Here is a 24433-nt window from a genome sequence, read left to right as displayed (position 1 = left end):
CATACGCTTTTTCATACCATTGAAGTAAGTATGGCAGAGAATCACTATTTAACAGGCTTTGTTTAATCCTTTATTAATCAGAGATTTAATAATCTAGCCAATGATTAGCTAATGATACTCCAATGGTTATCCCATTGAATAGATGTAAAAACTGAAGACTTGTCTCGAGGTTGAGATTGAGCAATAACAGCCCCCGAACCTGAACTAATTAGGAACTTCCCATCCTTGGCCACTACACCAGAAGCATCAGGCAAAGGAGCTAACTCAACTAACTGTCTAGACTTTTTAGACCATATTCCATAACAATTGCCTCGTGGTGAGGTCGCTATGATCCACTCCTCGGATGCTGCAATACTCGCAATGTAGTGCCTAAACCTTGCCCATTGCTCGGGTTCTGCTTGGAGTGGCTCAATCTCGCCACCAGCAGTATGCATAGCAAGCAAAGCCGGATACTCATCAGGCTCACCTCGATATTGCTGTCCACATAACACGGTTTTGTCACCGTCATGAGCCAAGTGACGAATACTCAAATGACGATCCGGCAATTCATGTTGCTCGAGCAATATTCCAGTTTGGGACAAATAACTCAAACTGGGTTGCATCGTATCAAGGTTCTTAGGCGTGCGCCCATCTGTATGCACGCCGCCAACACCGATGACTAAGGTGCCATCTGGCATAATGATCACTTCGTGCGGCCCCAATCCGAAGCCGCTAAGTTCATCTACTTTTTGATAATCACTCTCTACATCGTAAACGCCAATAATACCGCGGCTACTTGAGCGTTCACCTTCCGTTGCGAAGAGATGTTTGCCATCATTAGAATAAACGCCGTGTCCATAAAAGTGACGGTTAGATGCCGCGTTATTTATGCGAATCATCTCCCCACTAACATAATCAAACACCATCAAATAACTGCCAGGTCTACGTGCGAACGCTACAGCGTGCTGACGTAACGTATTGATAGCGATACCATGCCCACGCTCTGGTAATGGCAAACGAGATAACGGCATACCTTGATGGTCAGCAACCACCACACTGTATCGATCTCGACCTTCTAATGCACATCCAATCAGGCTAGGTTGTGAACGTGTCTTACCTTCACTCGCAAAAACTGTCATCGGCGTCGCTACGCCAAACAACGCTGCTTTAAGCAGCGTTCTACGCGTTGTATCAGTCACCATCAGTTGCGTTAAACCCTATTACTACACCAAGCTCAATTGCGACCTCTTCGTGAATCAGATAATTCAATCTTTCCAATTTGTTGTATTGATTTAGAACCGACTGATAACCCGATTTTGTTTGTAGAAGTGCAAATAGACTAGTCTCGGTTGGCCATGTCTCTAACGTCTGGTTAAACTGTGCCAAAATTCGATCGGCAAGCTGTGGTTTTCCTATTAGACGCAGGTAAGCATCTAAACCTTGACCGTTTGCCAGATAGAGTCGTTTGAGCGCGACAACATTATGTTCAAGATTCTTTAGTGATGTTTCAGAGCGCCATGATTCAGCAAAGTAAGGACGAGGTTTACCCACTTTGGCTAACGGACGACTAAGCTTTTTCATCGTATAATCGAGTTGATTAGACAGTAAGGCGATGTATTCGGATTCCCAGTTTTTTTGCGGCAACTCAGTCCAGGGATTCTCCTCCCACGCTTCAGCTACGGTTGCTGCATTATTCGATAGATTTCGACTTATCGCGGCACCGAGCGCACAGGTATTTTTACTGGTTTTAAAGTTGGATGCCTTATCGTATAACAACCACTCCATCGAACCTAGTCCCTGCACGGTCACGCTTTGCTGGGAAATATCTTCGGCACTCCAATCGCGTTTATCTTGTTTTACCAATGCAGACATTTTACGCCCTGTGGTATTTTTTTTATCGGGCCAAAACTGTATATTCCAGCTCTGCTCTAAAGCCCCCTGAGGGCCACGTTCTTGACCTTGAAGCGCCATCCAAGCGTGCATCGTCTGTTGCCACTGAGACTGCAGAGTATGAATCCCCTCACCTGAGCGACAGAACTCATTCAGCACTTTATCAAGTTCTGAAGCTTGCTGGCTAAATGTCTTCGCTGCCGATAGTTCGACCAAATAAACCCCTTGGCTCATATGTTGACTAGGCAAAGTCGTGGCCTGTGCTACGCCACTAATCGGCAGTGTTAATACCGCGAACGTCGCTAAACTCGGATACAAATAATTTTTCATGCCAACCTCTAAAGCGAGTTTAGAAACGCGATGAGGGCATCACGCTCTTTTTGATTGAACTTTAAGACCTGTTGCTTAGCGTTCTCAGCTTCACCACCATGCCACAATACCGCTTCCATTAATGAGCGTGCGCGGCCATCATGAAGAAAGTAAGTATGGCCATTGACTTCTTCGGTATAGCCAAGCCCCCAAAGAGGTGGCGTGCGCCATTCTTGCCCATTGGCCAAATATTCAGGACGGTTATCTGTTAACCCTTCTCCCATGTCATGCAACAACATATCGGTGTAAGGGTGGATCAGCTGCTCCGATAGAGCTGGTAATTCGGTACTTTTGGCAGTCTTAATATCGGTTTTATGACAACTTTGACAACCCACTTGTTTAAATAGCGCCTGTCCTTGCTTGACCTGCGGATCATTAACATTGCGACGAATCGGCACAGCAAGGTGTTGAGTGTAAAACTCGACAAAATCTAGGATGTTGTCACTGACTTCTGGTTGACCACCATTAGGTAAATCACTGCAAATTGTCTGGTTGCTAGTGCAGTTTTCATTTGGGAACAAGTTACTGGTTAAACCCACATCACCATTAAATGCAGCCGCATTTTGTTGCATCAAAGTGGGTTGCCCTGCTTTCCAACCAAAGCGACCTAATGCAAAATCTTGTTTTTGTACATCCCATACACGATTTGCTTTGCCAGAAATGCCGTCCTTATTTGCGTCATTTTCATCACTCCACCCGATAAGCGTTTCATCAGGAATAAGCTCTAAGAGCCCTAAACCAATCATCGGCGGTGCCACTCGCGCCGACATCATCGTATCTGGATGCATCTCTCCATACCCAAGATCAGTAATCGTCAAATGTGGCTTACGCAGGGAAACTTGTGTCCCATCGGCAAAAGCAACCGGAACTTCACTGTAAGTAATCTTGATTTTTCCTTCTGGCTTTTGATCCTGCAAAGCAAAATCTTGCAACTGGCCACCATAGGTTGGTTCAGGGATCACGCCATCTTTAATAAACGCTCGCTTTTGCTCTGCCGTCATAGCCGGAATGCTTAAACGTACCAACATAGAAACCGCATGAATATCATTTGGCTCCGGCGGGTGTCCACGACCATCTTTAATATGACAGTTTTGGCATCCATTGGTGTTAAAAAGAGGTCCTAAGCCATCACGAGCGTCGGTTGAGGCTGGCGCTTGAACCCAAGGATTACGGAAGAAACTATTGCCAACGCTAAAATCAAGACGCTTACTCATTGGTAAGTTACCCGCTGGTAGAGAAAACGCGTTAGCGCCCTCTTTTTTAACCGCAGTGTTACCACCTGTTTTGACTTCATTAGCGAAGGTAGAAAAAGAATTAGATAGGATCAATATTGCTGCTAGAGAAGAATTTAAATACCGCATCATTCCAGTGCTCTCTTTAGTGTCTAGAATCCAGCGAATTATTTTTGTTTGCTGCCCGCTGAACTGGTTCTGAAGTAAGACAAAAAAGGGCTCAAACGAGCCCTCAAATTATCTTGGTTATCAATCAAAAATAATTTTAGAACTCGTGATCAGCCGTATCTGGATTCAAGCTATCGATACCAATCAAGTTAGCTGCACGCTCAATTGACGCGGTTTGCGCCACTAGAGACATAATAGTTTCGTTAACGAGTGCATTACCCTGAGTATTGCCTGCGGCGATAAGCTGATCAAAATGCTGATTATTTTTCTCGGCTGCAGTTACCAACTGTCCAACTTGAGCACGTGTCGTATCAAACTGCTTTTGGATCTCGTCAGCCGCTTTCTGATCATTGTTTGCAACGAGAGCGTAAATACCAGGGCCTTCCAGCTTGCTACCATCGACTTTATTGTATGTACCGGTATAAACGTTGTAGATACCTTGCTCATTGTAGTAATGCGAATTATGCGTGTTGTCCGAGAAACAATCATGCTCATCTTCAGTTGAGTTCGCCTCTAGAGCTACTTTCATTCGCTCACCCGCAAGTTCGCCTAGTGATAGTGAGCCCATCCCAAACAGCATCTTACGTAAGCCGTTGTCGGCAGAATCTTTCAGTAGCTCTTCGCGATAATTACTTTTCTCGCTCGCTGACCACTGCTTTTCCATCCACTCTAGATCTTGAACTAGAAGATCTGCAGCAGCGCGTAAATACTCACCGCGACGATCACAGTTACCGTTCGTACACTCTTTGCCAACCACAAAATCAGTGTAAGCACGCTCACCTGCACCAGCATTGGTACCATTTAGATCTTGTCCCCAAAGTAGAAACTCAATCGCATGGTAACCTGAAGCTACGTTCGCCTCAGAGCCGCCGACTTCATTCAGTTCAGCAATCAACTCCGGCGTAATTTTAGCGACATCTAGTTTAGTTGCACCGATCGTCAATTGTTTATTTGCAACTATGTTAGCAACGGCGCCTTCATTGCCAAGCTCGTATTGGTAGTCAGAAGAAACGTAATCAATCAGCCCTTCATCGAGTGGCCATGCATTCAACTGCCCTTCCCAATCGTCAACAATTGCGTTACCAAAACGAAATACTTCTGATTGCTGGTATGGAACTCGTGATTCAAGCCATGTTTGCTTAACTTGTTCAAACTTAGCCGCAGTAGGTGCAGCCAGGAATAATTCAATCGATTGATCAAGTGATTTAGCGGTAGAAAGGGAGTCAGAAAAAACTGCGTGGGCTAAATCGGCATAATGTTCAACAACCTGTTGCTTAGTTACGTCTACAGCGAAAGCTGAAGTACCTACAACTAAGAAAGTGGCCGCAACTGAGCGCGCCAAAAGTGTTTTTGCCTTCATTATAATGTCCTTGTTGAGCTTGAAGAACGTCACGTAATGTAACTACAAATTATTATCATTTACTTTGCGAGATGGGAATAATACTTGGTTACATTTATTTTTCAAGGCAAAAACAAAAAAACCTCACAAAAGTGAGGTTTTAATCAAATCGTTTTACAAGTCTATCTTTTACAGTTTCAGCAAATGCTTGCCATGAGAAACTTTGGCCTTTAGATAGCTCTCATTGCCGTCTTTGATGTGCGCTAAAGTATTCACTACTTCTTCAATTTCTATTCCGTGTTCTTGAAGCTCGCGCACTTTCTTAGGATTATTAGTCACCAAACGAATCTTGCTTACACCTAGCGCCAGCAACATTTGCGCCGCCTCAGTGAAATCACGCAAATCATCACCAAAACCCAAATGATTATTCGCTTCGTAGGTATTCATACCTTGGCTTTGCAATCGGTAAGCATCAATCTTGTTATATAAACCAATCCCACGCCCTTCTTGGCGTAGATAAAGAATGATACCGCCAGCTTCGCCCATACGCTCAATAGTTTCATCTAACTGCTCACCACAGTCACAGCGTGAGGAATGGAAAACATCACCAGTTAAGCATTCCGAGTGCATTCTGACTAGTGGCACCTGCTGAGATTGGTCTGCTTGCTTAAAAACAACTGCGACATGTTCTTTATCAGTCTTCAACCCGTTAAATGAAAGGATTTCCGCGTTAATTTTACTTCCGATTCCGACTTTAAAGTCTACTCTGGCACGTACTTCCGCCATATTAATACTCACTTGAAATTCTGTGTTTTCTATTTGTGTGATCGCATTCATTTCAAACGCCTCTATCGCTAACTATGAGGACTCTTACCCAAGAATTCAATGTTTAGATCACATTTGTTATAATATAACAAAACAAGCTTGTGATGTGTTAGTTAAAATTTATCGCATCTTTTGCATCCGATCATTAGCATTCAATCCTGCCACACAAATCCTATTCATCGAAAAATAAAAAGCCCCAGCTTCACCAGTAAGCTAGGGCTCAAATATCAATTTATTAACTGCGTTTAACAGGAAACTTGATTACGCTGCCAGACAGATAATTCTACCCAAACGTGCTCTAATTCTTTGAGTTCTTCATCAGTCAGAACATTCAACGTTGGCTCGCTATGCGGCAAGGTATTCGCCTGTAAGGCGCTGATGTTTCGATAGAAGTCCTTTTTAAGTTGTATAAGCAATGTTTCCACAGCAGCACTTCCTGTAAAATCTAAATTAATCCGATAGTTTATGATTGCATCAATCAATAATATGAGATTAATGATAACAAAATCGCCGATCTGCGCACAATTAATAAACAATACTGGGACTGATATCACAATACATCATATTGATTTATTATGGTTTCAAGGATCCAAAAATGATCTTACTGGCATAAAAAAGAGCGAAATGATCAAAATCACTCGCTCTAGTTAATTCGTAAAGATCTTTTATGCTAAGCCTAACTGCTTAATCGCGCTTACCCAGTTTGACTTTACCATTGTCGCCAAACCACAGCACTTCGCTACGACGTCGGCCAATCAGAATCGGACCGTCATCGTAAAACAAAAAGTTCTTCCAACACTTCTTAAATGTAGACCATTTAGTTTCGATAATGTTATATTTTTCATAACAAAAATATACAGTTACATCATCTTGCCAATCAATATGCGCTAACACTTCTTGTGGCAGTTCTTGGTCATCTGATTCCCAAGCGGCCATCCAGTCTACACTCTCTGACCAATTATCTTGTTTCATAGGCCAATCACCAGAACTCAGTCGTTCTGCATCAGGACTCTGCGCGCTAATGTTATCTTTCCATAGCTGAGCAGAACGAGCTTGATCCATCGGTTTGATCGACTCTAGATCTTGTTCTGCTACTGGCATTGACTGATGGGTAAAAATCCATTTTCTTTGGTACTGGTCCAAAGGTAAATAAGACATTGTGTTCCTCAATTAAGACTTCAACCAGCCTCTTTGGCTAGCTTCTTCAATCATTTGTTTAGCTTCATCCCATAATACTTTCGAACCATCTTCAATACGTTGGTTGATCGTCAACACTTGCTGAGTAGAAACGTCATTTTCTATCCAGCTTTGACCGTTATTGTGAAAGTTCAGTAACATTGGGATCATACGATCAAGCGCTTTAGCATATTTAGCTTCTGCACTCTGAGCAGATTCAAATTCAAGCCAAATTGCTTGGAGTTCCTCAGCTTGATCGCTTGGTAAAAGAGCAAACAAGCGCTTAGCTGCTGCCAACTCTTTTTCAGTTTGTTGCTGATAAGCAGCGGTATCATAGACAAAGGTGTCGCCCGCATCAATCTCAACAATATCATGCAGCAGCAACATTTTAAGCACTTTACTGAGATCAACCGGTTCATTTGCATATTCTTGCAACAAGATAGCCATAAGAGCAACATGCCAACTATGTTCCGCACTGTTCTCTAGCCGACCATCAGCGCTCTTGACTCGGGTGCGTCTCAAAACCGCTTTCAGTTTATCCACTTCCATTAATAGTGCGAGTTGCTGCTCTAATCGACTTTTCATTGCTTATTCTCTTTCCAACTCTGGTTGGTTAACGCGGTCAATACGTGATCTCGCCATACTCCATCGATTAAGAGGTAATCTTTGGCATAGCCTTCCCTCTCAAAGCCGATACGATTCAATACCGCTTCACTGCGCTGATTATGTGGCATATAGCTGGCCATTATTCGGTGCATTTGCTGATGCTCGAACATGTAGTCTACCGCCAACGTCAGCGCCTTAGTCATCACGCCTTTGCCTTGAGCCGATTTTCCTAACGAATAACCCACATTACACGCGTGAAATGGAAAACGAGTAATGTTACTAAACGAAATCGTTCCCAACATTTCACCGCTTGGTTTATCGATAATAAGCAAGTAATAACCAAGACCGAGCTTGTGCAACTCGTTAAGCTTGATCAGTTTTTGTGTCCAACCTGAAAGAGAAAAGAACGCCTCTTCTCTCTTCGGTTCCCACGCCTTTAGATGAGCGCGATTGGCTATAAAGTATTCGCTGATTAAATACCCATCGGTAGGCTCCGCTGTACGGAGTACAATATCATCATCTACCTCGTAAACTTGTTGAGGTGTACTCACACGCGTCATCAAATCTTACGAATTCCATATTCACGTAGCTTGTTGGCCACCGAGGTGTGAGACACATCAAGGCGTTTGGCTAACTTACGGCTCGATGGGAATGACTGATACAAGCGCTCTAGAACTTTCGACTCGTACTCCTTCATAATTTCATCTAACGAACCATCAAGACTCAAGTTCGCGCCAGCCGCCACAGCCGCTTCAATTTGCGGTAAGTGGAACAGCTCAACCGTCAGTGTATCACTCTCAAGCTCAGTAAGTGCTCGTAACACCATATTCTCAAGCTGACGCATATTGCCTGGCCAGTTGTATGAATTAAGCTGATCAATCAAGTCTTCAGACATATTCGGGCGGGGAATACCTAACTGAGTCACGTACTTGGCAACGAACATTTCAAGCAATGGCTCAATATCGGTCGTACGTTCACGCAATGGTGGGATCTGTACGGTTAATACGTTTAAGCGATAAAACAAGTCTTCACGGAATGATCCTGATTCAGCAAGATCCGCGAGGCGATGACGGGTCGAAGCAATCACACGTACATCAACTTGTACTTCATGCTCTTCACCCACGCGACGGAAACGACCATCTTGCAATAAGCGCAATAATTTAATCTGAAGATGCGGGCTCATTTCACCGATTTCATCAAGGAATACGGTGCCACCATTGGCTTGTTCGAAAATGCCTTTGTGCGCTTCTTTGTGATTAAACATGCCCGGTCCGTGACCAAACAGCTCTGTTTCCGCCACATCGTCAGGCATAGAGGCACAACTTAATACCAAAAATGGTTGCTCTGCACGATCAGAACGATTATGACACGCGCGTGCTAACATCTCTTTGCCAGTTCCCGTCTCACCTTGGATAAGCAGTGGCTGGTCCATATTAGCAAGTTTTTTAGCTTGGTTGATCAGGGCTTTATGACGATTAGAAATACCAACAAAATGCTCGAAGCCAAGGTTATTTTGCATTGGCAGCATTTGTTTAAGCAGCGACTTATCTTGAGTTGCACGAATAATCATCACCGTACTTGCCAAGATAGACTCTTGTGTCTCGGTCTCAATGTAGACGGGCATAATTTCCATTACGTAGTCTAAGCCATTGATCACGATGTTCTCGCGTTGGCGTGTAATATTGCCTTCGGCCCATTTGGAGAAGTTAAAACTTGGCAACAGATGGCTAATTGGCTGGGTAATAACCTGCTCTTCATCTAGATTAAGTAAACTCAGAGCTGCTTGGTTGGCCATATCCACATTGCCGCGCAAATCGATCGCCAAAACTGGTTCTGGTAAGTTATTCAGTAGCGAGATCAGTTCCGTGTTGTGCCTTTCCATTGGCATGAACTGAATTTTGCGTACATCCTTTACGCCTGAAATTCGACGAATCTCTGCCATTAGTTCACTGAAAGTCTCGAAATCAATATCTGGGCAGTTTAAATAAATAATGCCCGAGATATCAATTTCAATACCGCGTAAATCGAGATTTCTCGAAGCTAAAATATTAAGCAACTCTCGAGTTAAGCCGAGTCGATCTTCACATAAAACTTCTAGACGCACAGAATAGTCCTAATAGGGTGTCAGGAAAAGTTGACAGTAGTTTCCTCTAACCCCATTTTTTCGTCAAGCAGTGCAACAATACGGGCGTCACATTCACGCTATTTTACTGTCAGCTCGGCTACTTTTAACCCAATTTGCTTACGAATTGCTGACAATTTCACCGCTCTTTCTGGATGCCAAGGCATCGGACGCAGCAAAGACATCGCTTTAATACCAAGGCGTGCGGTTAAAATACCCACACCAATGCCCTGTCCTGCTCGCGCTGACACTTTGCCTGCTAGATCCATCGACATCAAATCCATACTCGCATCCACGGCAAGTTCACTTGCGCCAGCTGCCGCCATATTAATCAAGGTCGATTTAAACAGCTGCAAGCGAGACCAGTAACCCAGTTCAATGCCATAGACATCAGCGAGGTTGTTAATCATCTTAAAATTGCGCCAAGCCACCAGCAACATATCAGCAATGGCAAGCGGGCTTATCGCAACTAATGCCGCGGATTCTGTTGCGTGGCGAGTTACGATTTGAGTCGCCAATTTGTCTTGTTCAGACACCACAATGGCATCATACATATCCAAGACTTCAGCATCGCTATGTGAAGCATTAAGACCATTTAGCCAGCGGTCATAACTCGGTGACTCTGGTTTTACGCCGCCATCGGCTGCCAGTTTTTGACAAAATGCTTTACCTGCTCCGACGCTATCACTGCTGAGCAGCGCTTCACTCTGCTCTTGAATCGAAAAGTGATTACGTAAACGACGCAGTTTCCACAACTCTTTGCCAATCGAGCCAAGACCTAATGCCGCAATCGTTGAGATAAAGCCAGCCCAGCCGAGCGCCAACCAGTCTGCGGTCTGTACTGCCTGAACCACAGTATCGACAGCCTGCCAACCGACCAACAGCGAAAAGCTCGCCAAAAGTCCACTTGCTAGCCATTTACGACCTTTGTTTGGACGAATAATCTTATCCAACTGCTGCTCTTGTTCACTTTCCGCTTGAGCGTCAACTTTTGTAGGCACAAAATTATCAGTAGTGGCGAACTGCAAGTGAGCATTCAACTCAACCTCAGGATCTCGCTCTGCTTGCAACGGTTCACTGAATACTTGCTTTGACTTAAATTCACTCATTTCAGTTTATCTCCCAGAAGATATTGCAGCGCTTTGTCGATACGAATGTGCGGTAATGGCTCATCTTGATGACTTAGCATCGGCTTAAATGCGGTGAACTCAAAACCTTTATTGTGCCAATAATCAGCAGCAGGCAATTTCTTCGGCACCTCACCCGGATAAACCGTTAACGGAGCCCCATCCATAGCGATGCCTTGCAAGGCAGGAATCGATTGATCGCCGCTCGCGATAAAGCCTGTTTGGGTGGCTTGAATGGATGCCATCGACATACAGCTCATTTCAATATTTTCAAATGACGCGGTTTGCCATGCAGGATGCACCATTTGTTGTAGTAACGAGACCAAATTCGTGTGTTGGTCTGGTGTAATATGGTCTGCCTTAGTAGCAGCGAATAGAATTTTATCAATACGCGGCGCAAATAGACGCTTAACGATATTGCTGCGACCATAGCGGAAGCTGTGCATCAACTGCTCTAATGCATTGCGCATATCCATAAACGATTCATAACCGGCGTTTAATGGCTGTAAACAGTCCACCAGTACAATCTGACGATCAAACGTCGAGAAATGGTGCTTATAAAACGCTTTAACTACCTTGTTCTGGTATTCCTGATAGCGTGCTTTCAACATCGCTAAATTGCTATCTCGCGTAGTTTTCTGCTCGTTATCAAAACGAACCGGGAAAAACTGCAATACTGGTGCACCTTCAAGCTCGCCCGGTAAAACAAACCGCCCAGGTTGCACCCAGTGTAATCCTTGCTCTTTACAAGCGTGCAGGTAATCAGTGTAGGTTTTTGCCACCGACTGAAGCATCACCTCATCGATGTCGGCGCTTAAATCGACCTTTTCTAACGCTTCAAGCCATGGCTGAGCCAGTTCCAGTCGCTTGCCTGATAGTGCGGAAAACTGGCTTTGTGACCACTCAGCGAAGTCCATATCAAGCAGAGGTAAGTCAAGCAGCCACTCCCCCGGATAATCGATAATATCGAGGTGAAGCGTCGAAGTACCACCCAATAATTTCTTGGTTTTCTTGGTCGGTTTGTACTTAATCGCCAAACGAATTTCACTCACATCGCGAGTCGGCTCTGGCCAGTTTGGCTCTGTACCATGCAGTTGAGTCATCGCCTCATCATAAGCAAAGCGCGGCACCATCATATTGGTTTGCGGCTCACGCTTAGCACCAATAACGCGCTTATCACGGGTCGCGTGCAACAGGGGCAACTGATTGTGAGTCGAGGTATGAAGTAGTTGATTAACCAGTGAGGTGATAAATGCCGTCTTACCCGCTCGAGATAAGCCAGTTACGGCCACACGCACATGAGAGTCCATGCTACGGTGCAAAAAATCATTCACTTCTTGTTTAATACTCTTCATTGAATCTCTCTTTTTCTATTAACTACCGCTACAGTACCAAGAACAATATTAATGCGGGATGAACAAAAAACCTCTGACAAATATCAGAGGTTTATGTATTAGTTTAATGAAAATTCATCGTTCTAGTCGTCTTCAATCAGCTTGTAGATTACAAACAAGGCAATCTCTAACAAGACAACCAAGACACAAGTAATGGTGACGTACTTTTCATCAAAGATACTGATCCCGTGAAGGATTAAGTCATAGCCGACAAAAAAGCCAACAACAGCCGCAATAATGATTTGAAGTATCTGAATAAAACGTGGCATGCGTTCTCCTAGTTCTTATTGTTTTGATCTCTACCTAAAATACTCTAGTGCTGCAATTTAGCAAACGATACAAAGCGCCAAACATAGCCGAGCTATGTAATGAACTCTTAAGTGAATCGAATCATGCCGTAGACACCACAACCACACCAAGTAAGAAAGGTTAGTAGATTAGTAACTTATGATTATCTTACCTTTGTCAGTATAGAGAAAAAAGTGCAGCTTTCGCTGCACTTTTCTATTTTTCACTCATCTGTCTCACTAAGCTTCCATTTCTTGGATTTTTACTTTCCAAGTATCTGGACCGATTTGGTGAGCATTTGCGCCATTAGAATCCACCGCAACGGTTACTGGCATATCTTCGACTTCAAACTCGTAGATGGCTTCCATACCAAGATCTTCAAAGGCAACCACGCGCGCTTTCTTGATCGCTTTAGCCACTAGGTAAGCGGCGCCGCCAACAGCCATCAAGTACACCGATTTGTGCTGCTTGATTGATTCCACCGTTGCAGGACCACGCTCAGCTTTACCGATCATACCCATGATGCCCGTTTGCTCGAGCATGAGATCAGTAAACTTATCCATACGAGTTGATGTCGTTGGTCCCGCAGGTCCAACGACTTCGTCGCCCACTGCATCTACAGGGCCTACGTAGTAGATAAACTTACCTTTAAGATCGACGCCTTCTGGCAACCCTTCACCGCTTTCAAGCATGGTTTGAATGCGTTTATGTGCAGCATCGCGACCAGTTAGAATCTTGCCTGATAACAGTACCGTTTCACCGGTTTTCCACTCCATCACTTCTTCTTTTGTGATGGTGTCTAGATTGACTCGGCGAGTGTTTTCACCCGCTTCCCAAGTAATATCTGGCCAATCTTCCAATTTCGGTGGTGTTAGCTCCGCAGGGCCACTGCCATCAAGCGTGAAGTGCACGTGACGTGTCGCTGCACAGTTCGGGATCAAACACACAGGCTTAGAAGCGGCGTGAGTTGGCGCAGTTTTAATTTTCACGTCAACCACTGTCGTCAAACCACCAAGACCTTGTGCACCGATACCGAGTCGGTTTACGCGATTAAAGATATCAAGACGTAGTTCTTCTTCCGCATTTTGCGGACCGCGCTCAATAAGATCTTGAATGTCAATGTGTTCCATCAACGATTCTTTGGCTAGCACCGCCGCTTTCTCTGCCGTACCACCGATACCAATACCGAGCATACCCGGTGGACACCAACCTGCTCCCATTGTAGGTAACGTTTTTTCAACCCACTCAGCGATATCATCCGATGGGTTTAACATCACCATCTTAGTCTTATTCTCACTGCCGCCGCCTTTTGCCGCAATTTGAACTTCCACTTCATTGCCCGGCACCATGTTGATGTGTACCACCGCTGGCGTGTTATCTTTGGTGTTAATACGCTTACCAGCTGGATCCATTAAAACCGATGCACGCAGTGGGTTGTCTGGATTGGTGTAAGCGCGACGTACGCCCTCATCAACCATTTGCTGTACCGTCATATCGGTATCATCCCAACGGACACCCATACCAATATTGACGAAACAAGTGACGATACCCGTATCTTGGCAAATTGGACGGTGCCCTTCTGCCGACATACGTGAGTTAATCAAAATTTGTGCGATGGCATCCTTTGCCGCTTGGCTTTGCTCTCGATGGTAAGCTTGTTCTAGGGCTTGAACGAAATCGAGTGGGTGGTAGTAAGAGATGTACTGAAGTGCATCAGCCACGCTGCTGATCACATCCTCTCTGCGGATTACTGTCATTGCTTGCCTCTTTATTGCTTCCGTTACTCCCGCTTTGTTAAACATTTGCTGCTGACAGCATAACAAAACTCTGTCATCAGTTTTTATTCTAAGTAGCGGGTTCTATTTTGGTTATGATACTCTTGCTTTTCCCAACACGCTACGAAGTGAACGATCTCTTTGTCACAATTTAAACAAATGAATAACACGCAACCAAATAGCTTACAAATCAACCAGATTAAATATGCATCTGACCTTGCTCAGACTCTTTTTGCCCCGATTTCGGGACTAAACTGGGCGATACTACTCCGCTCTGCATCAACGCAGCATGTCGATAGCCGATTTGATATTTTAGTTGCGAATCCAGTTGTGACATTGGTGACTCATGGTGAACAGACACTTGTTTGCGAACCTTCTGATAGCTATCAATCCGCGCAAGACCCGTTTGCTTTAATTGAGCAGTTACAAAAGCAATATCTTGCCGACATTGATTACGATGGTGAGTTACCCTTCATTGGCGGCGCTTTGGGCTATTTTGCTTATGACTTAGGTCGTCGAGTTGAAACTATGCCAACACTCGCGGAGCAAGATCTAACAACACCCGATATGGCGGTTGGTCTGTATGAATGGGCGATTGTAATTGACCACCAGCAGCAGCAAGCGTGGGCAGTTGGACAAAACGTGGATCAGCATTGGCAGTGGTTGCAACAGCAGCAAGCGAGTGCTTTGACGCCATTCTCACTCACCTCGGAGTGGCAGTCGAACATGAGTGAAGCGCAATACCGAGACAAATTTGCGCAAGTACAAGAGTACTTACTCTCAGGTGATTGCTATCAAATCAACCTCGCTCAACGCTTTACCGCAGCTTACCAAGGTTCAGAATGGCAAGCCTATTGCCAACTTGAACAAGTCAACCAAGCGCCATTTTCTGCCTTTATTCGTACCGAACAAGGGGCGATTTTAAGTGTTTCACCAGAGCGCTTTTTACAAGTGAACAATGGCGCAATTGAAACCAAACCAATCAAAGGCACTCGACCTCGTTATGAGCAGCCCGAGCTGGATCTGGCTTCCGCCAATGAACTGGCAAACGCGGAAAAGGATCAAGCAGAAAACTTAATGATCGTTGACCTATTGCGTAACGATGTGGGTCGCGTCGCCAAACCAGGCACAGTCCACGTGCCTAAGCTATTTGATATTGAAAGCTTTCCTGCCGTGCACCATCTCGTGAGCACCATTAAAGCCGAACTGGATAGCGGCTACCACGCGATCGATCTACTTAGAGCGAGTTTCCCTGGCGGTTCTATCACCGGCGCACCAAAAGTACGCGCAATGGAAATCATTGAAGAGCTAGAGCCACACCGACGCAACGCTTACTGTGGCAGCATTGGATACATCAGCCGCCACGGCAGAATGGACACCAGCATCACTATCCGCACCCTAGTCGCAGAAAACGGTCAATTACACGTGTGGGCTGGCGGTGGCTTAGTCGTGGACAGCCAAGCTGCATCAGAGTACCAAGAAACGTTTGATAAGTTGAGTCGGATTTTACCGGTTCTTTCTTAAAAGGTTTGTTGTTTTAATAGCTTCGGTATTGTGGTTTGTCTCACCTTCCAACCTAGCATTTTCAAGGAAGTGAAAAGCTTTCTCTAAATAGCGCCGGTAGTATGGTTTGTCCCGCTTAAAGTGTTGAGGATCACTTAACGCTCAATACCAGCGGGCCAGTTACTCTTTGTCTTGCCAAAGAGTAACCAGAAACTCGCTTTTGTATCTTTGGCTTTGTCCGGCCGGTTTTAGGCGTTCCCGACGCCGAAAACCTAAAAATACGTCCTGTATTTTTACCTATTATTGCGATTATATTGGCTGAGTGTTTTTTGGACAAAAGTCGTTTAGGTTTCATACTCTAAACGACTTACACTAGATTAGAAAAAGTATCTTGAGACCCTAAACTTGTTATACTTTTTTTCTATGCATATGCTCTACCTCACCTGACGTAAAGTCTTCTAAGATAGCTTCAACTGCATTTTTAGCGTCGATATGAATAGGTTGATTTATCACAGTAGTGGCATACTTCACTATGAGGCGAGCTAAGCTTAATTTGTCACCGCTTGGAGCAACTAAATGACACCCCTGTGTATTTAAAATAAACTCATGCTCTATTTCTGGTGCATCGAGTTTACTTGGTAAACGAGTGTCCAAGAATTCAGTAAGATCAGAGAGCTTTCCATCAATATCTTCGATCATAGCTTGTAAAGTATTAATCTTCAGCAAATCTGGAGATTCTTCGATTTTGTTCTTTGTATGTAAACAATGACCATCGAATTCCATCTTAAGCCCAAGGTAGTGATTTCTGACTAATTGCATATCGACATTAATAATTTGAATGCCCCCATTCCAGTCAGAGTCTTCTGGTGGTCTAATACGCTTTAACCCAATATCATAGTATTGGGCGTATTGTTCAGCACCAGATTGATAACCTTTCGTAGTTACCAAGATACCGCTACTGTTTGAAATATCAGTAAGTAATCCGTGAAGATTACGAACGTGAAGAAGGCTAACATTGTGCCCGTAATATTTACACTCGATTAAAACTTTGTGGAAAATACCCGCATACCTGTATTCCCAATAAACATCAATTTGGTGCTCTACGCCTGATTTTCCTTTGATCTTTACGTTGTGTTGAACATCTATATTATCAACGCCCTCAAGAGCTAAGATATCTTCATAGATTCTGCAAGCGAGCTTTTCATAATCTTCTGATGTTTCGACAGTTTCCACTTAGCCTCCCAAATGTTGTAGTGGTAAACGATTATTATGTAACAACCACCTCCAATATGTCATAGTAAATATTATGACGAATATTCACACACCTAATTCTTGCCCCAACCCCAAATAGCACCTCAAGTTCTCGACCTTGTACCTGATTTTGAGCATTACTAAATACGTAAACTGGAACTTTGCAGTGCTCAGAAACAGAAACAACCCAAAGGTGACGTGTTAGGTGTGTATCAGAATGTGCCCCTGCAATCATGGCGCAAAAAGTTGTTGATAAAGGCTTCGTCAACGTAAACTCACGGTTTAATATTGGTTCGCCACTATCATTCAGCAATGGGAAAATGCCACCATGAAACAACTGCTGCCTAGGGGACAAATAACACCCATTTTTCACAAGCTCTTTCTGCACACTTTCGGGGCAGTAACTCTCTGGCATGTTCCTGTATTTATTTATGTTAGGGACATCCTTTAAACGTAGCATTTTACGTTTACATTCTTTGTAAGCTTTCAGATTACGAATTTTTTCAGAAACTTCACTTTGAACTGCTCCGTGAGAACGTCGGTAAGCGATTAAATCGGCATACTCATCAGCAGAGTTAAGTATTTCAGGTGATATGACAGAACTACCAAAATCTGGCTCTTCGATTGGATATAAATCTACAATGGGCAAAACTGAGTAATCCATAAAACCTCTAAGATATGTGAAATACTGATTTGTTACATAGCCAAATTAAGTTGATGAACAACGCTGCCATCTACCGAATGCATTGTGCCGTACACACTAAATCAGATTCAAACCAAAAATGCCAAGCATTGCGAATCTGCTAAATTTATTTGTTGAGCTTGGAGGTCAATTTAGCGCCATTTCAGCCGAGCCGTTTTGTATGCCAACGCTGAAAAAACCACACTTGGGATAGAACTCATTCTTTGAACTACAAATCGGACAAACCAATTGGTAGCACCTATCTAGTTTTATAAGGTCTTTAGTCCACCCAACCACAAGTGAATTGCACGTTTTACATTCAATTTCGTTGTGAGTATACATCGTCTTCCCCTTTAACCATTGTTAATGCAGGACATTGAATCATAAGAAATATAATGACGAAATAGTCAGATTTAGAATTTAAAACACAATGCATGTTTGCCGAAAAATTGTTGCTTTTATTTCTACATTGCAGCTTCGTGCATATCAGTTTAATAGATAATCAATTGGTTAACGCCAGTGGAAGTAAATGGGGCTGCAAGATGTAGTCTAATAATTGGAATGTCGATTAATCAACTTATCGGATAACTTTTGGTAGGGTAAACGCACACCCCTTGAATTATGTAGAGTATTTAATCTAAGTAATTTCGGGGCAAAATCAAGTTAGAGCCAATTCGGTAATCACAGCAAATTTGATATTAAAGAAGGCATTCAGAGCCAACTGAAGATAAGACTCACATGAGGCAAAAATACAGGAAGTATTTTTAGGTTTTCGGTGTCGGGAACACCTAAAACCGGCCGGACAACATCAGCGATACAAAAGCGCCTTTCTGATTACTCTTTGGCGCAGCAAAGAGTAATTGGACCGCTTTCTTAAAAGGTAAGATTGGTGACTAACGACTAAGCGGGACATACCACCACTAACTAACCAAGAAGGAAATTTGAAACTGTCCGCTATCGTGTCCAGCTTAAAAGGACGAAGCTTAAAAGGACAGACGCCTTAAACACTAATAGTGTCTCTCCCTATAAGAAAATTGTAATCACAGCAAATTGGATATTGAAGAAAGCTTTCAGAGCCAACTGAAGATAAAACTCACATGAGGCAAAAATACAGGAAGTATTTTTAGGTTTTCGGTGTCGGGAACACCTAAAACCGGCCGGACAACACCAACGATACAAAAGCGCCTTTCTGATTACTCTTTGGCGCAGCAAAGAGTAATTGGACCGCTTTCTCAAAAGGTAAGATTGGTGACCAACGACTAAGCGGGACATACCACCACTAGCTAACCAAAAAAAGAGTTGAAGACAACCTCAGCTTTCACTCTCCTGAGAAGCTTTATTCTTTTGGAAGAATTTCACAACCATCCAAACAAGATAACTCAGTGCGCCAACAATGAGTACAGAGCGAAGAAGAATCGGCGCATCATGTTCAAGCTGAGTGACATGCGGACCAATACTGGCAAATAATCGACTGGTAAAAAGTAGCCCCATAACTAACATAACAATTTTGTTCATGTGTTCGCCCATTTGGATAGATGCGTGACACAGAACAAACCATTAAACAAACACACTTTGTTCTGCTCGGGCATAAAAGAATGCGCTTCTCAACCGAGATCGTCAACGCCACACCCAAGCTAAAGCGGGTAAGCTTACATTGCATTTCTGAAAGAGTTTATTGCGTCTGTCCCTATAAGCTATCTAAGAGATCAATAGGAACGTGTCTGTCCCCACAGGAAGGTCATTTAAATTTAAAAGGACAGACGCCTTAAGATGTTTTAAAAAAAACGATTAACAAGGCAAAAATACAGGATGTATTTTTAGGTTTTCGGTGTCGGGAACACCTAAAACCGGCCGGACAACACCAGCGATACAAAAGCGCCTTTCTGATTACTCTTTGGCGCAGCAAAGAGTAATTGGACCGCTTTCTTAAAAGGTAAGATTGGTGACCAACGACTAAGCGGGACATAGCACAACACTAAAACACTAAAACACTAAAACACTAAAACACTAAAACACTAAAACACTAAAACACTAAAACTCAAAAACAATGGAAGTTAAAAGCAAGATTCCCGACGACGTGAAAATGGCGAAGTGATTATTCAGAAAAATTTGTGCCCATGTAGATCACACCCACTTCTCTATCATCGCTTTAAGATCGGCTGCGGTATAAGGCTTAGTTAAAATATCATCCATGCCGCTAGCAATGCATTTTTCACGCTCTTCTAACGTAGTACCAGCGGTCAGTGCAACGATTGGTCGAATGTAATTCTGCGCTCTTAAATAACTAGCGGCTTCGAATCCATCCATCTCAGGCATGCGGCAATCCATAAAAATCAGATCATAGTCTGCGTTTTCCACCGCTGAAATCGCTTCTTTACCGTTGACTGCCGTATCAGGAACAATTGAGAGCTTCTTTAGCATCTGGTTAATGATGATTTGATTCATACGAATATCATCGACCACTAGGATAGATAAGGACTCTAACGCCCTTACCTCATGCTTAACATCAGCGTAATGTAGGTTATCTTTCAGCGCGGCTTCCAAAGGTAAGCTAATCGAAAACTCACTACCGAAACCTAAGTCACTCTCCAGTCTGATTGTTCCTTTCATCAACTCTACGAGGTTCTTACAAATCGCCAATCCAAGTCCTGTTCCTTCGTAGTTTCGCTTGGCGGTTCGGTCAGCTTGAACAAAAGGGTCAAATAAACGTTGCTGAGCTTCCTTACTGATGCCACAGCCCGTATCTCTCACTCTGACACTGAGGCTGTGACCATCCCAATTGGCGAGCACCTCAACTTTCCCACTCGCGGTGAACTTAACCGCGTTGCCAATTAAGTTCGCTAAAATCTGGCTAATTCGTTCAAAGTCGCCAACGAAAGCTTCTGGCATCGAAGAATGCTCTTCAATGATAAAAGCTATGCGTTTTTCCTGAGCTTGCGGAGAAAATATACCATTGAGCATAGTTTTCATGTCTTCCCAAGCAAACTTACTGGGGAAAAGCTCCATCATCCCAGCGCTTATTTTACTAAAATCGAGCAGATCATTAATGATATGACGGAGTAAATCACCTGAATGAGTTAGATTACTCAACATTGAGCGTTGTTCAGAGTTTAAAGGAGTATCAGACAGCAATTCTGCACTACCCAGCAGGCCATTTAGAGGCGTGCGAAGCTCATGGTTAATCATCGCGACAAACTCTTTGGTCGCTTTTTCTGACTCTTCAGCTCGTTTTCTTGCGGCTTGAGTTTTGGTGATCATTAGCTGACGGCTAATCGCACTGCAAATAAGTTCTACCACTAAAGACATCTGATTTTGAATAAATTCATTATCGATTTCATTTTGCTCAACCTCGATAATGAATTCCCCCACAACACCCTGTTCTATTTTTACTGGGATATGCAAAGTCGTATCATACCAACGAGCCACCTTTTTTATCTTGGTGCTATCTTTGACGTACTCTTTGCCAAAGTAACAAGATAAAATCGAAGGCATTAAATTAGCATTGAGAGAGAGACTGGCAGAGGCGACAAGCGAACAGGCATTAATGCGCTCAATAAAACTCGATAGTAAGCCATCATCCAAAGTCCGACTTAGAAAGGAACGACCAAAATAGATAAGCGACTGACTAATGTAACCTTCAAGTTCAAGCTTTTGCAGCCCCTTTAAGTTTTGGCTTTCTAATTGCGATAGCGCGACCTTGAGCTGCTGATTCGCTTCGTAAAGCTCATAACTCTTTTGCTCTAATAATGTTTCCGCTTGCCTGCGGGCTGCCTTCTCTCTGGCAATCTTTCGCTCTAATGCTCCAGTCATATTGATGCTCAGTGATCCTTAAACAGCTAACTAATAAGAGTAAGTTGAAATCTCACATGACTGTTATCGTTTGACTTCTCGTCCATCGTAACATCAAGCTCTTCATCGAAATGCTCTGCACACCCTTTAACCAAGCCTAAGCAAACATGGGACATGCAGCGCGCGCTTTTATAATCAAATACTAATTCGGTTTCACTTTCAGAAATAAACTCAAACTTAGGCGGGTTCGCATCGGGGTAGAGCTTCTTCACTTCTATATGAATATAATCTTCTACTAGTCTGACAAACTGGAAGCTGTTTTTACACTCACCCAAACTTGCAGACTTCGGTAAAGTCGCATAAAGGTTATTAAATACTGATTGACCAAAGACCTCTTGTAGCGTCTCAGCAGGCAATTCGGTGATTTGGCTGAGCTTAATGATTAGCTTAACGAGATCGCGATGATCATAACTACCGACTGACGTATAAACACCTTCATCACCGGCTTGTTCCAGCACTTGATCTAGTACCTCCAGACCAAACTTGTCTTCGACGAGGTCCATAAACTCGGTAAAAATGATTCCCTTCATCACTCAGCCCTTTTTATGATATATGTATTAATAGATATGCATCAACGTTAACAGCCAAATTCAGTAAACACCCATTACGGCTTACCAAGCTATATTAACTAACCAAAGCATGAGTCATAAAATTGGCTTTTTCAAATAGATAGAGGAGTATTTGTGTTGTTGCCAACAAGTCGAGAAGCACTTATCCAGCGCTTCCAAATTAAGCAACCAGTTCCTTATCACGCCGAATCTCTCAAACGCTTGGGATTTCTGCAAACCACACCGCTACGTAAAGCCGCAGTGCTAATTGGATTTATTGAAAGAAATAGCGGTTTGAACGTGTTATTTACCAAACGTGCGACTCACCTAAAGCATCATCCCGGTCAAGTAAGCTTTCCGGGGGGCAAATATGAGAATAGTGATACTTCTCTGATCCACACTGCCATAAGGGAAACCGAAGAGGAAATTGGTATTTCTAAGCAACATATCGAGGTTTTTGGTCAAATGGTCGAATTACCCACCATTAGCCGATTTGCGGTTACCCCTTACCTCGCCTTCATTGATCCTGACTATCAGGCAATGATTGACAGAAACGAAGTTGATGAGGTTTTTGAGGTGCCACTTGACATAATTTTAGACCCTCAACAACTGAAAAGTAGTACATTTATTATCAACCAGCAGACACACCGCGTATTCGGTATTAGCTACGGTCGTCACTTTATTTGGGGGATGACAGCACAAATCATTCAAGCCCTACAAGCCCAACTAGTACAAAATTAATTCACTTCGCGAATTTACTCTGTTTTTAGAATTTTATACGGTTAAAATGCCGCTTATCGGCAAACGTTTGCTATGGACAAAATAAATACAGGTTATCGAATTAATTAGTTTTTCTAATGCGAGGCATTAAGATAAATCACGTGTAGCACGTCATTTTCGTGACAAAAAACTCCTTTTTGGAATATCATTAGCGCATCCCCATCATTTTATGATTTAGATCTAGTTTTTATGTAATTCTTTCTTGCAGAATTGCACCCGACTTATTTCCTGTTCCCAAAAAATGAGTATCCCAAATATGAACTCTACTACTACTTCAGCTGCGGCTGAGCAATCGTCTAGTAAGTTTACTTACAAAGACTTTACTTGGTGTCTATCACTATTCGGTACTGCGGTAGGCGCAGGCGTACTATTCCTACCTATCAAAGCTGGCGCTGGCGGTTTCTGGCCTCTAGTTGCTCTTGCTCTAATTGCAGCACCAATGACTTGGTTTGCACACAAATCTCTAGCTCGTTTCGTTCTTTCTGCAAAGAACCCAGAAGCAGACATCACTGATACTGTTGAAGAACACTTCGGTAAAACTGGCGCGAACCTAATCACTTTCGCTTACTTCTTCGCTATTTACCCTATCGTTCTTATCTACGGTGTTGGTATCACAAACACGGTTGACTCTTTCCTAGTTAACCAAATGGGTATGGAATCACTTCCACGTCCGTTGCTTTCTGGTGCACTTATCCTAGCGATGACAGCGGGTGTAATTTTCGGTAAAGAACTAATGCTGAAAGCAACTTCAGCAATGGTTTACCCTCTAGTATTTATCCTACTAGCACTATCTGTATTCCTAATCCCTGATTGGAACACTTCAATGATGTCAGTAGCACCAGACTTCAGCACTATGCCTACTGTTGTTTGGCTAGCAATTCCAATCATCGTGTTCTCATTCAACCACAGCCCTGTTATCTCTCAGTTCTCTAAAGAACAACGCATGAACTTCGGTGACGACGCAGTTAAGAAAACTGACGCTATCACTGGTGGCGCTGCAATGATGCTAATGGGCTTCGTTATGTTCTTCGTGTTCTCTGTTGTTCTATCTCTATCTCCAGAGCAACTAGCAATGGCACAAGAGCAAAACATCTCTGTACTATCTTACCTAGCTAACGTACACGACAACCCAATCATCTCTTACATGGGTCCTGTTGTTGCTTTCGCTGCGATTACTTCTAGCTACTTCGGCCACTTCCTAGGTGCACACGAAGGTCTAGTAGGTCTAATCAAATCTCGTTCAAAAACGCCTGTAAGCAAAATCGAGAAAGGTTCACTACTATTCATCGTTATCACTACTTGGATCGTTGCAATTGTTAACCCAAGCATCCTAGGTATGATTGAAACAATGGGCGCGCCAATGATTGCGGCTATCCTGTTCATCCTACCTGTATTCGCGATGCACAAAGTACCAGCAATGGCTAAGTACAAAACTTCAGCACCTGTACAGCTTTTCACAGTTATCTGTGGTCTTGCAGCGATTACTTCTGTAATCTACGGCGCTCTTTAATTACCAGCCCTAACAACTGG

22 protein-coding genes are annotated in these 24433 nt (G+C 43.4%); 3 read left to right on the top strand and 19 right to left on the bottom strand.

Going from position 1 to position 24433, the window contains the following annotated elements; genetic code table 11:
• Positions 1-104: 104 nt before the first annotated feature.
• The 14 genes from IRQ95_RS03000 to IRQ95_RS02935 all read right to left on the bottom strand — a co-directional run bounded on the left by IRQ95_RS03000 (position 105) and on the right by IRQ95_RS02935 (position 14272).
• A complete protein-coding gene (locus tag IRQ95_RS03000; protein ID WP_194435526.1) occupies positions 105-1181 on the bottom strand; it encodes a DUF1513 domain-containing protein in 1077 nt (358 codons plus the stop codon).
• Positions 1171-2199: an imelysin family protein gene (locus IRQ95_RS02995; protein ID WP_194435525.1), complete on the bottom strand. Its 1029-nt coding sequence runs from the start codon at positions 2197-2199 to the stop codon at positions 1171-1173. The genes IRQ95_RS03000 and IRQ95_RS02995 overlap by 11 nt, the downstream gene beginning before the upstream one ends.
• An 8-nt stretch (positions 2200-2207) precedes the next feature.
• Positions 2208-3602, bottom strand: coding sequence for a di-heme oxidoreductase family protein (locus IRQ95_RS02990; protein WP_194435524.1), 1395 nt, complete (start codon positions 3600-3602; stop codon positions 2208-2210).
• 133 nt (positions 3603-3735) lie between these two features.
• On the bottom strand, positions 3736-4998 hold the full coding sequence (locus IRQ95_RS02985) for an imelysin family protein (protein WP_194435523.1): 1263 nt from the start codon (positions 4996-4998) through the stop codon (positions 3736-3738).
• Between the two features lie 168 nt (positions 4999-5166).
• The gene (locus IRQ95_RS02980) at positions 5167-5814 is read right to left on the bottom strand and encodes a GTP cyclohydrolase II (protein ID WP_194435522.1); all 648 of its coding nucleotides are present in this window, start codon (positions 5812-5814) and stop codon (positions 5167-5169) included.
• Between the two features lie 233 nt (positions 5815-6047).
• Positions 6048-6227, bottom strand: coding sequence for a hypothetical protein (locus IRQ95_RS22375; protein WP_194435664.1), 180 nt, complete (start codon positions 6225-6227; stop codon positions 6048-6050).
• Positions 6228-6486: 259 nt separating this feature from the next.
• A complete protein-coding gene (locus IRQ95_RS02970; protein WP_194435521.1) occupies positions 6487-6960 on the bottom strand; it encodes a DUF2947 domain-containing protein in 474 nt (157 codons plus the stop codon).
• A 12-nt stretch (positions 6961-6972) separates the two neighbouring features.
• Entirely contained in the window at positions 6973-7563 is a 591-nt protein-coding gene (locus tag IRQ95_RS02965) for an HD domain-containing protein (protein ID WP_194435520.1), read from the bottom strand.
• Positions 7560-8144, bottom strand: coding sequence for a ribosomal protein S5-alanine N-acetyltransferase (rimJ, locus tag IRQ95_RS02960; RefSeq protein ID WP_194435519.1), 585 nt, complete (start codon positions 8142-8144; stop codon positions 7560-7562). Before rimJ ends, IRQ95_RS02965 begins: the two co-directional genes overlap by 4 nt.
• Entirely contained in the window at positions 8144-9688 is a 1545-nt protein-coding gene (gene tyrR / locus IRQ95_RS02955; RefSeq protein ID WP_194435518.1) for a transcriptional regulator TyrR, read from the bottom strand. Before tyrR ends, rimJ begins: the two co-directional genes overlap by 1 nt.
• A gap of 98 nt (positions 9689-9786) precedes the next feature.
• On the bottom strand, positions 9787-10815 hold the full coding sequence (locus IRQ95_RS02950; protein WP_194435517.1) for a YcjF family protein: 1029 nt from the start codon (positions 10813-10815) through the stop codon (positions 9787-9789).
• The gene (locus IRQ95_RS02945) at positions 10812-12188 is read right to left on the bottom strand and encodes a YcjX family GTP-binding protein (RefSeq protein WP_194435516.1); all 1377 of its coding nucleotides are present in this window, start codon (positions 12186-12188) and stop codon (positions 10812-10814) included. The genes IRQ95_RS02950 and IRQ95_RS02945 overlap by 4 nt, the downstream gene beginning before the upstream one ends.
• A 122-nt stretch (positions 12189-12310) precedes the next feature.
• The gene (locus tag IRQ95_RS02940; RefSeq protein ID WP_075649063.1) at positions 12311-12496 is read right to left on the bottom strand and encodes a hypothetical protein; all 186 of its coding nucleotides are present in this window, start codon (positions 12494-12496) and stop codon (positions 12311-12313) included.
• A 258-nt stretch (positions 12497-12754) separates the two neighbouring features.
• Positions 12755-14272: a fumarate hydratase gene (locus IRQ95_RS02935; RefSeq protein WP_194435515.1), complete on the bottom strand. Its 1518-nt coding sequence runs from the start codon at positions 14270-14272 to the stop codon at positions 12755-12757.
• Between the two features lie 177 nt (positions 14273-14449).
• On the opposite strand from IRQ95_RS02935, the gene pabB reads away from it, so the two are divergent.
• Complete coding sequence (pabB, locus tag IRQ95_RS02930; RefSeq protein WP_194435514.1) at positions 14450-15814, top strand: aminodeoxychorismate synthase component 1; 1365 nt, start codon at positions 14450-14452, stop codon at positions 15812-15814.
• A 387-nt stretch (positions 15815-16201) separates the two neighbouring features.
• Here pabB and IRQ95_RS02925 read toward each other — a convergent pair whose 3' ends face one another.
• The 5 genes from IRQ95_RS02925 to IRQ95_RS02905 form a co-directional block, all read right to left on the bottom strand.
• Positions 16202-17026 carry a restriction endonuclease gene (locus IRQ95_RS02925; protein WP_194435513.1) on the bottom strand — a complete coding sequence of 275 codons (825 nt, stop codon included), beginning with the start codon at positions 17024-17026 and terminating at the stop codon, positions 16202-16204.
• Between the two features lie 34 nt (positions 17027-17060).
• Positions 17061-17708, bottom strand: coding sequence for a hypothetical protein (locus IRQ95_RS02920; protein ID WP_194435512.1), 648 nt, complete (start codon positions 17706-17708; stop codon positions 17061-17063).
• Between the two features lie 1329 nt (positions 17709-19037).
• Positions 19038-19241 carry a hypothetical protein gene (locus IRQ95_RS02915; protein ID WP_194435511.1) on the bottom strand — a complete coding sequence of 68 codons (204 nt, stop codon included), beginning with the start codon at positions 19239-19241 and terminating at the stop codon, positions 19038-19040.
• A gap of 609 nt (positions 19242-19850) precedes the next feature.
• Positions 19851-21536, bottom strand: coding sequence for an ATP-binding protein (locus IRQ95_RS02910; protein ID WP_228481177.1), 1686 nt, complete (start codon positions 21534-21536; stop codon positions 19851-19853).
• Between the two features lie 26 nt (positions 21537-21562).
• Positions 21563-22105 (bottom strand): heme NO-binding domain-containing protein, encoded by a 543-nt coding sequence (locus tag IRQ95_RS02905; RefSeq protein WP_194435510.1) that lies wholly within the window; start codon positions 22103-22105, stop codon positions 21563-21565.
• Positions 22106-22258: 153 nt separating this feature from the next.
• Between IRQ95_RS02905 and IRQ95_RS02900 the strand changes: the two genes are divergently transcribed.
• The gene (locus IRQ95_RS02900; protein WP_194435509.1) at positions 22259-22864 is read left to right on the top strand and encodes a CoA pyrophosphatase; all 606 of its coding nucleotides are present in this window, start codon (positions 22259-22261) and stop codon (positions 22862-22864) included.
• A gap of 295 nt (positions 22865-23159) precedes the next feature.
• Complete coding sequence (locus tag IRQ95_RS02895; protein ID WP_194435508.1) at positions 23160-24413, top strand: aromatic amino acid transport family protein; 1254 nt, start codon at positions 23160-23162, stop codon at positions 24411-24413.
• Positions 24414-24433: the final 20 nt, after the last annotated feature.

The organism is Vibrio fluminensis (assembly GCF_015278125.1).
GTDB lineage: Bacteria > Pseudomonadota > Gammaproteobacteria > Enterobacterales > Vibrionaceae > Vibrio > Vibrio fluminensis.
The sequence above is the reverse complement of the archived record's forward strand: the minus strand, read 5'-3'. Positions and strand labels throughout refer to the sequence as shown.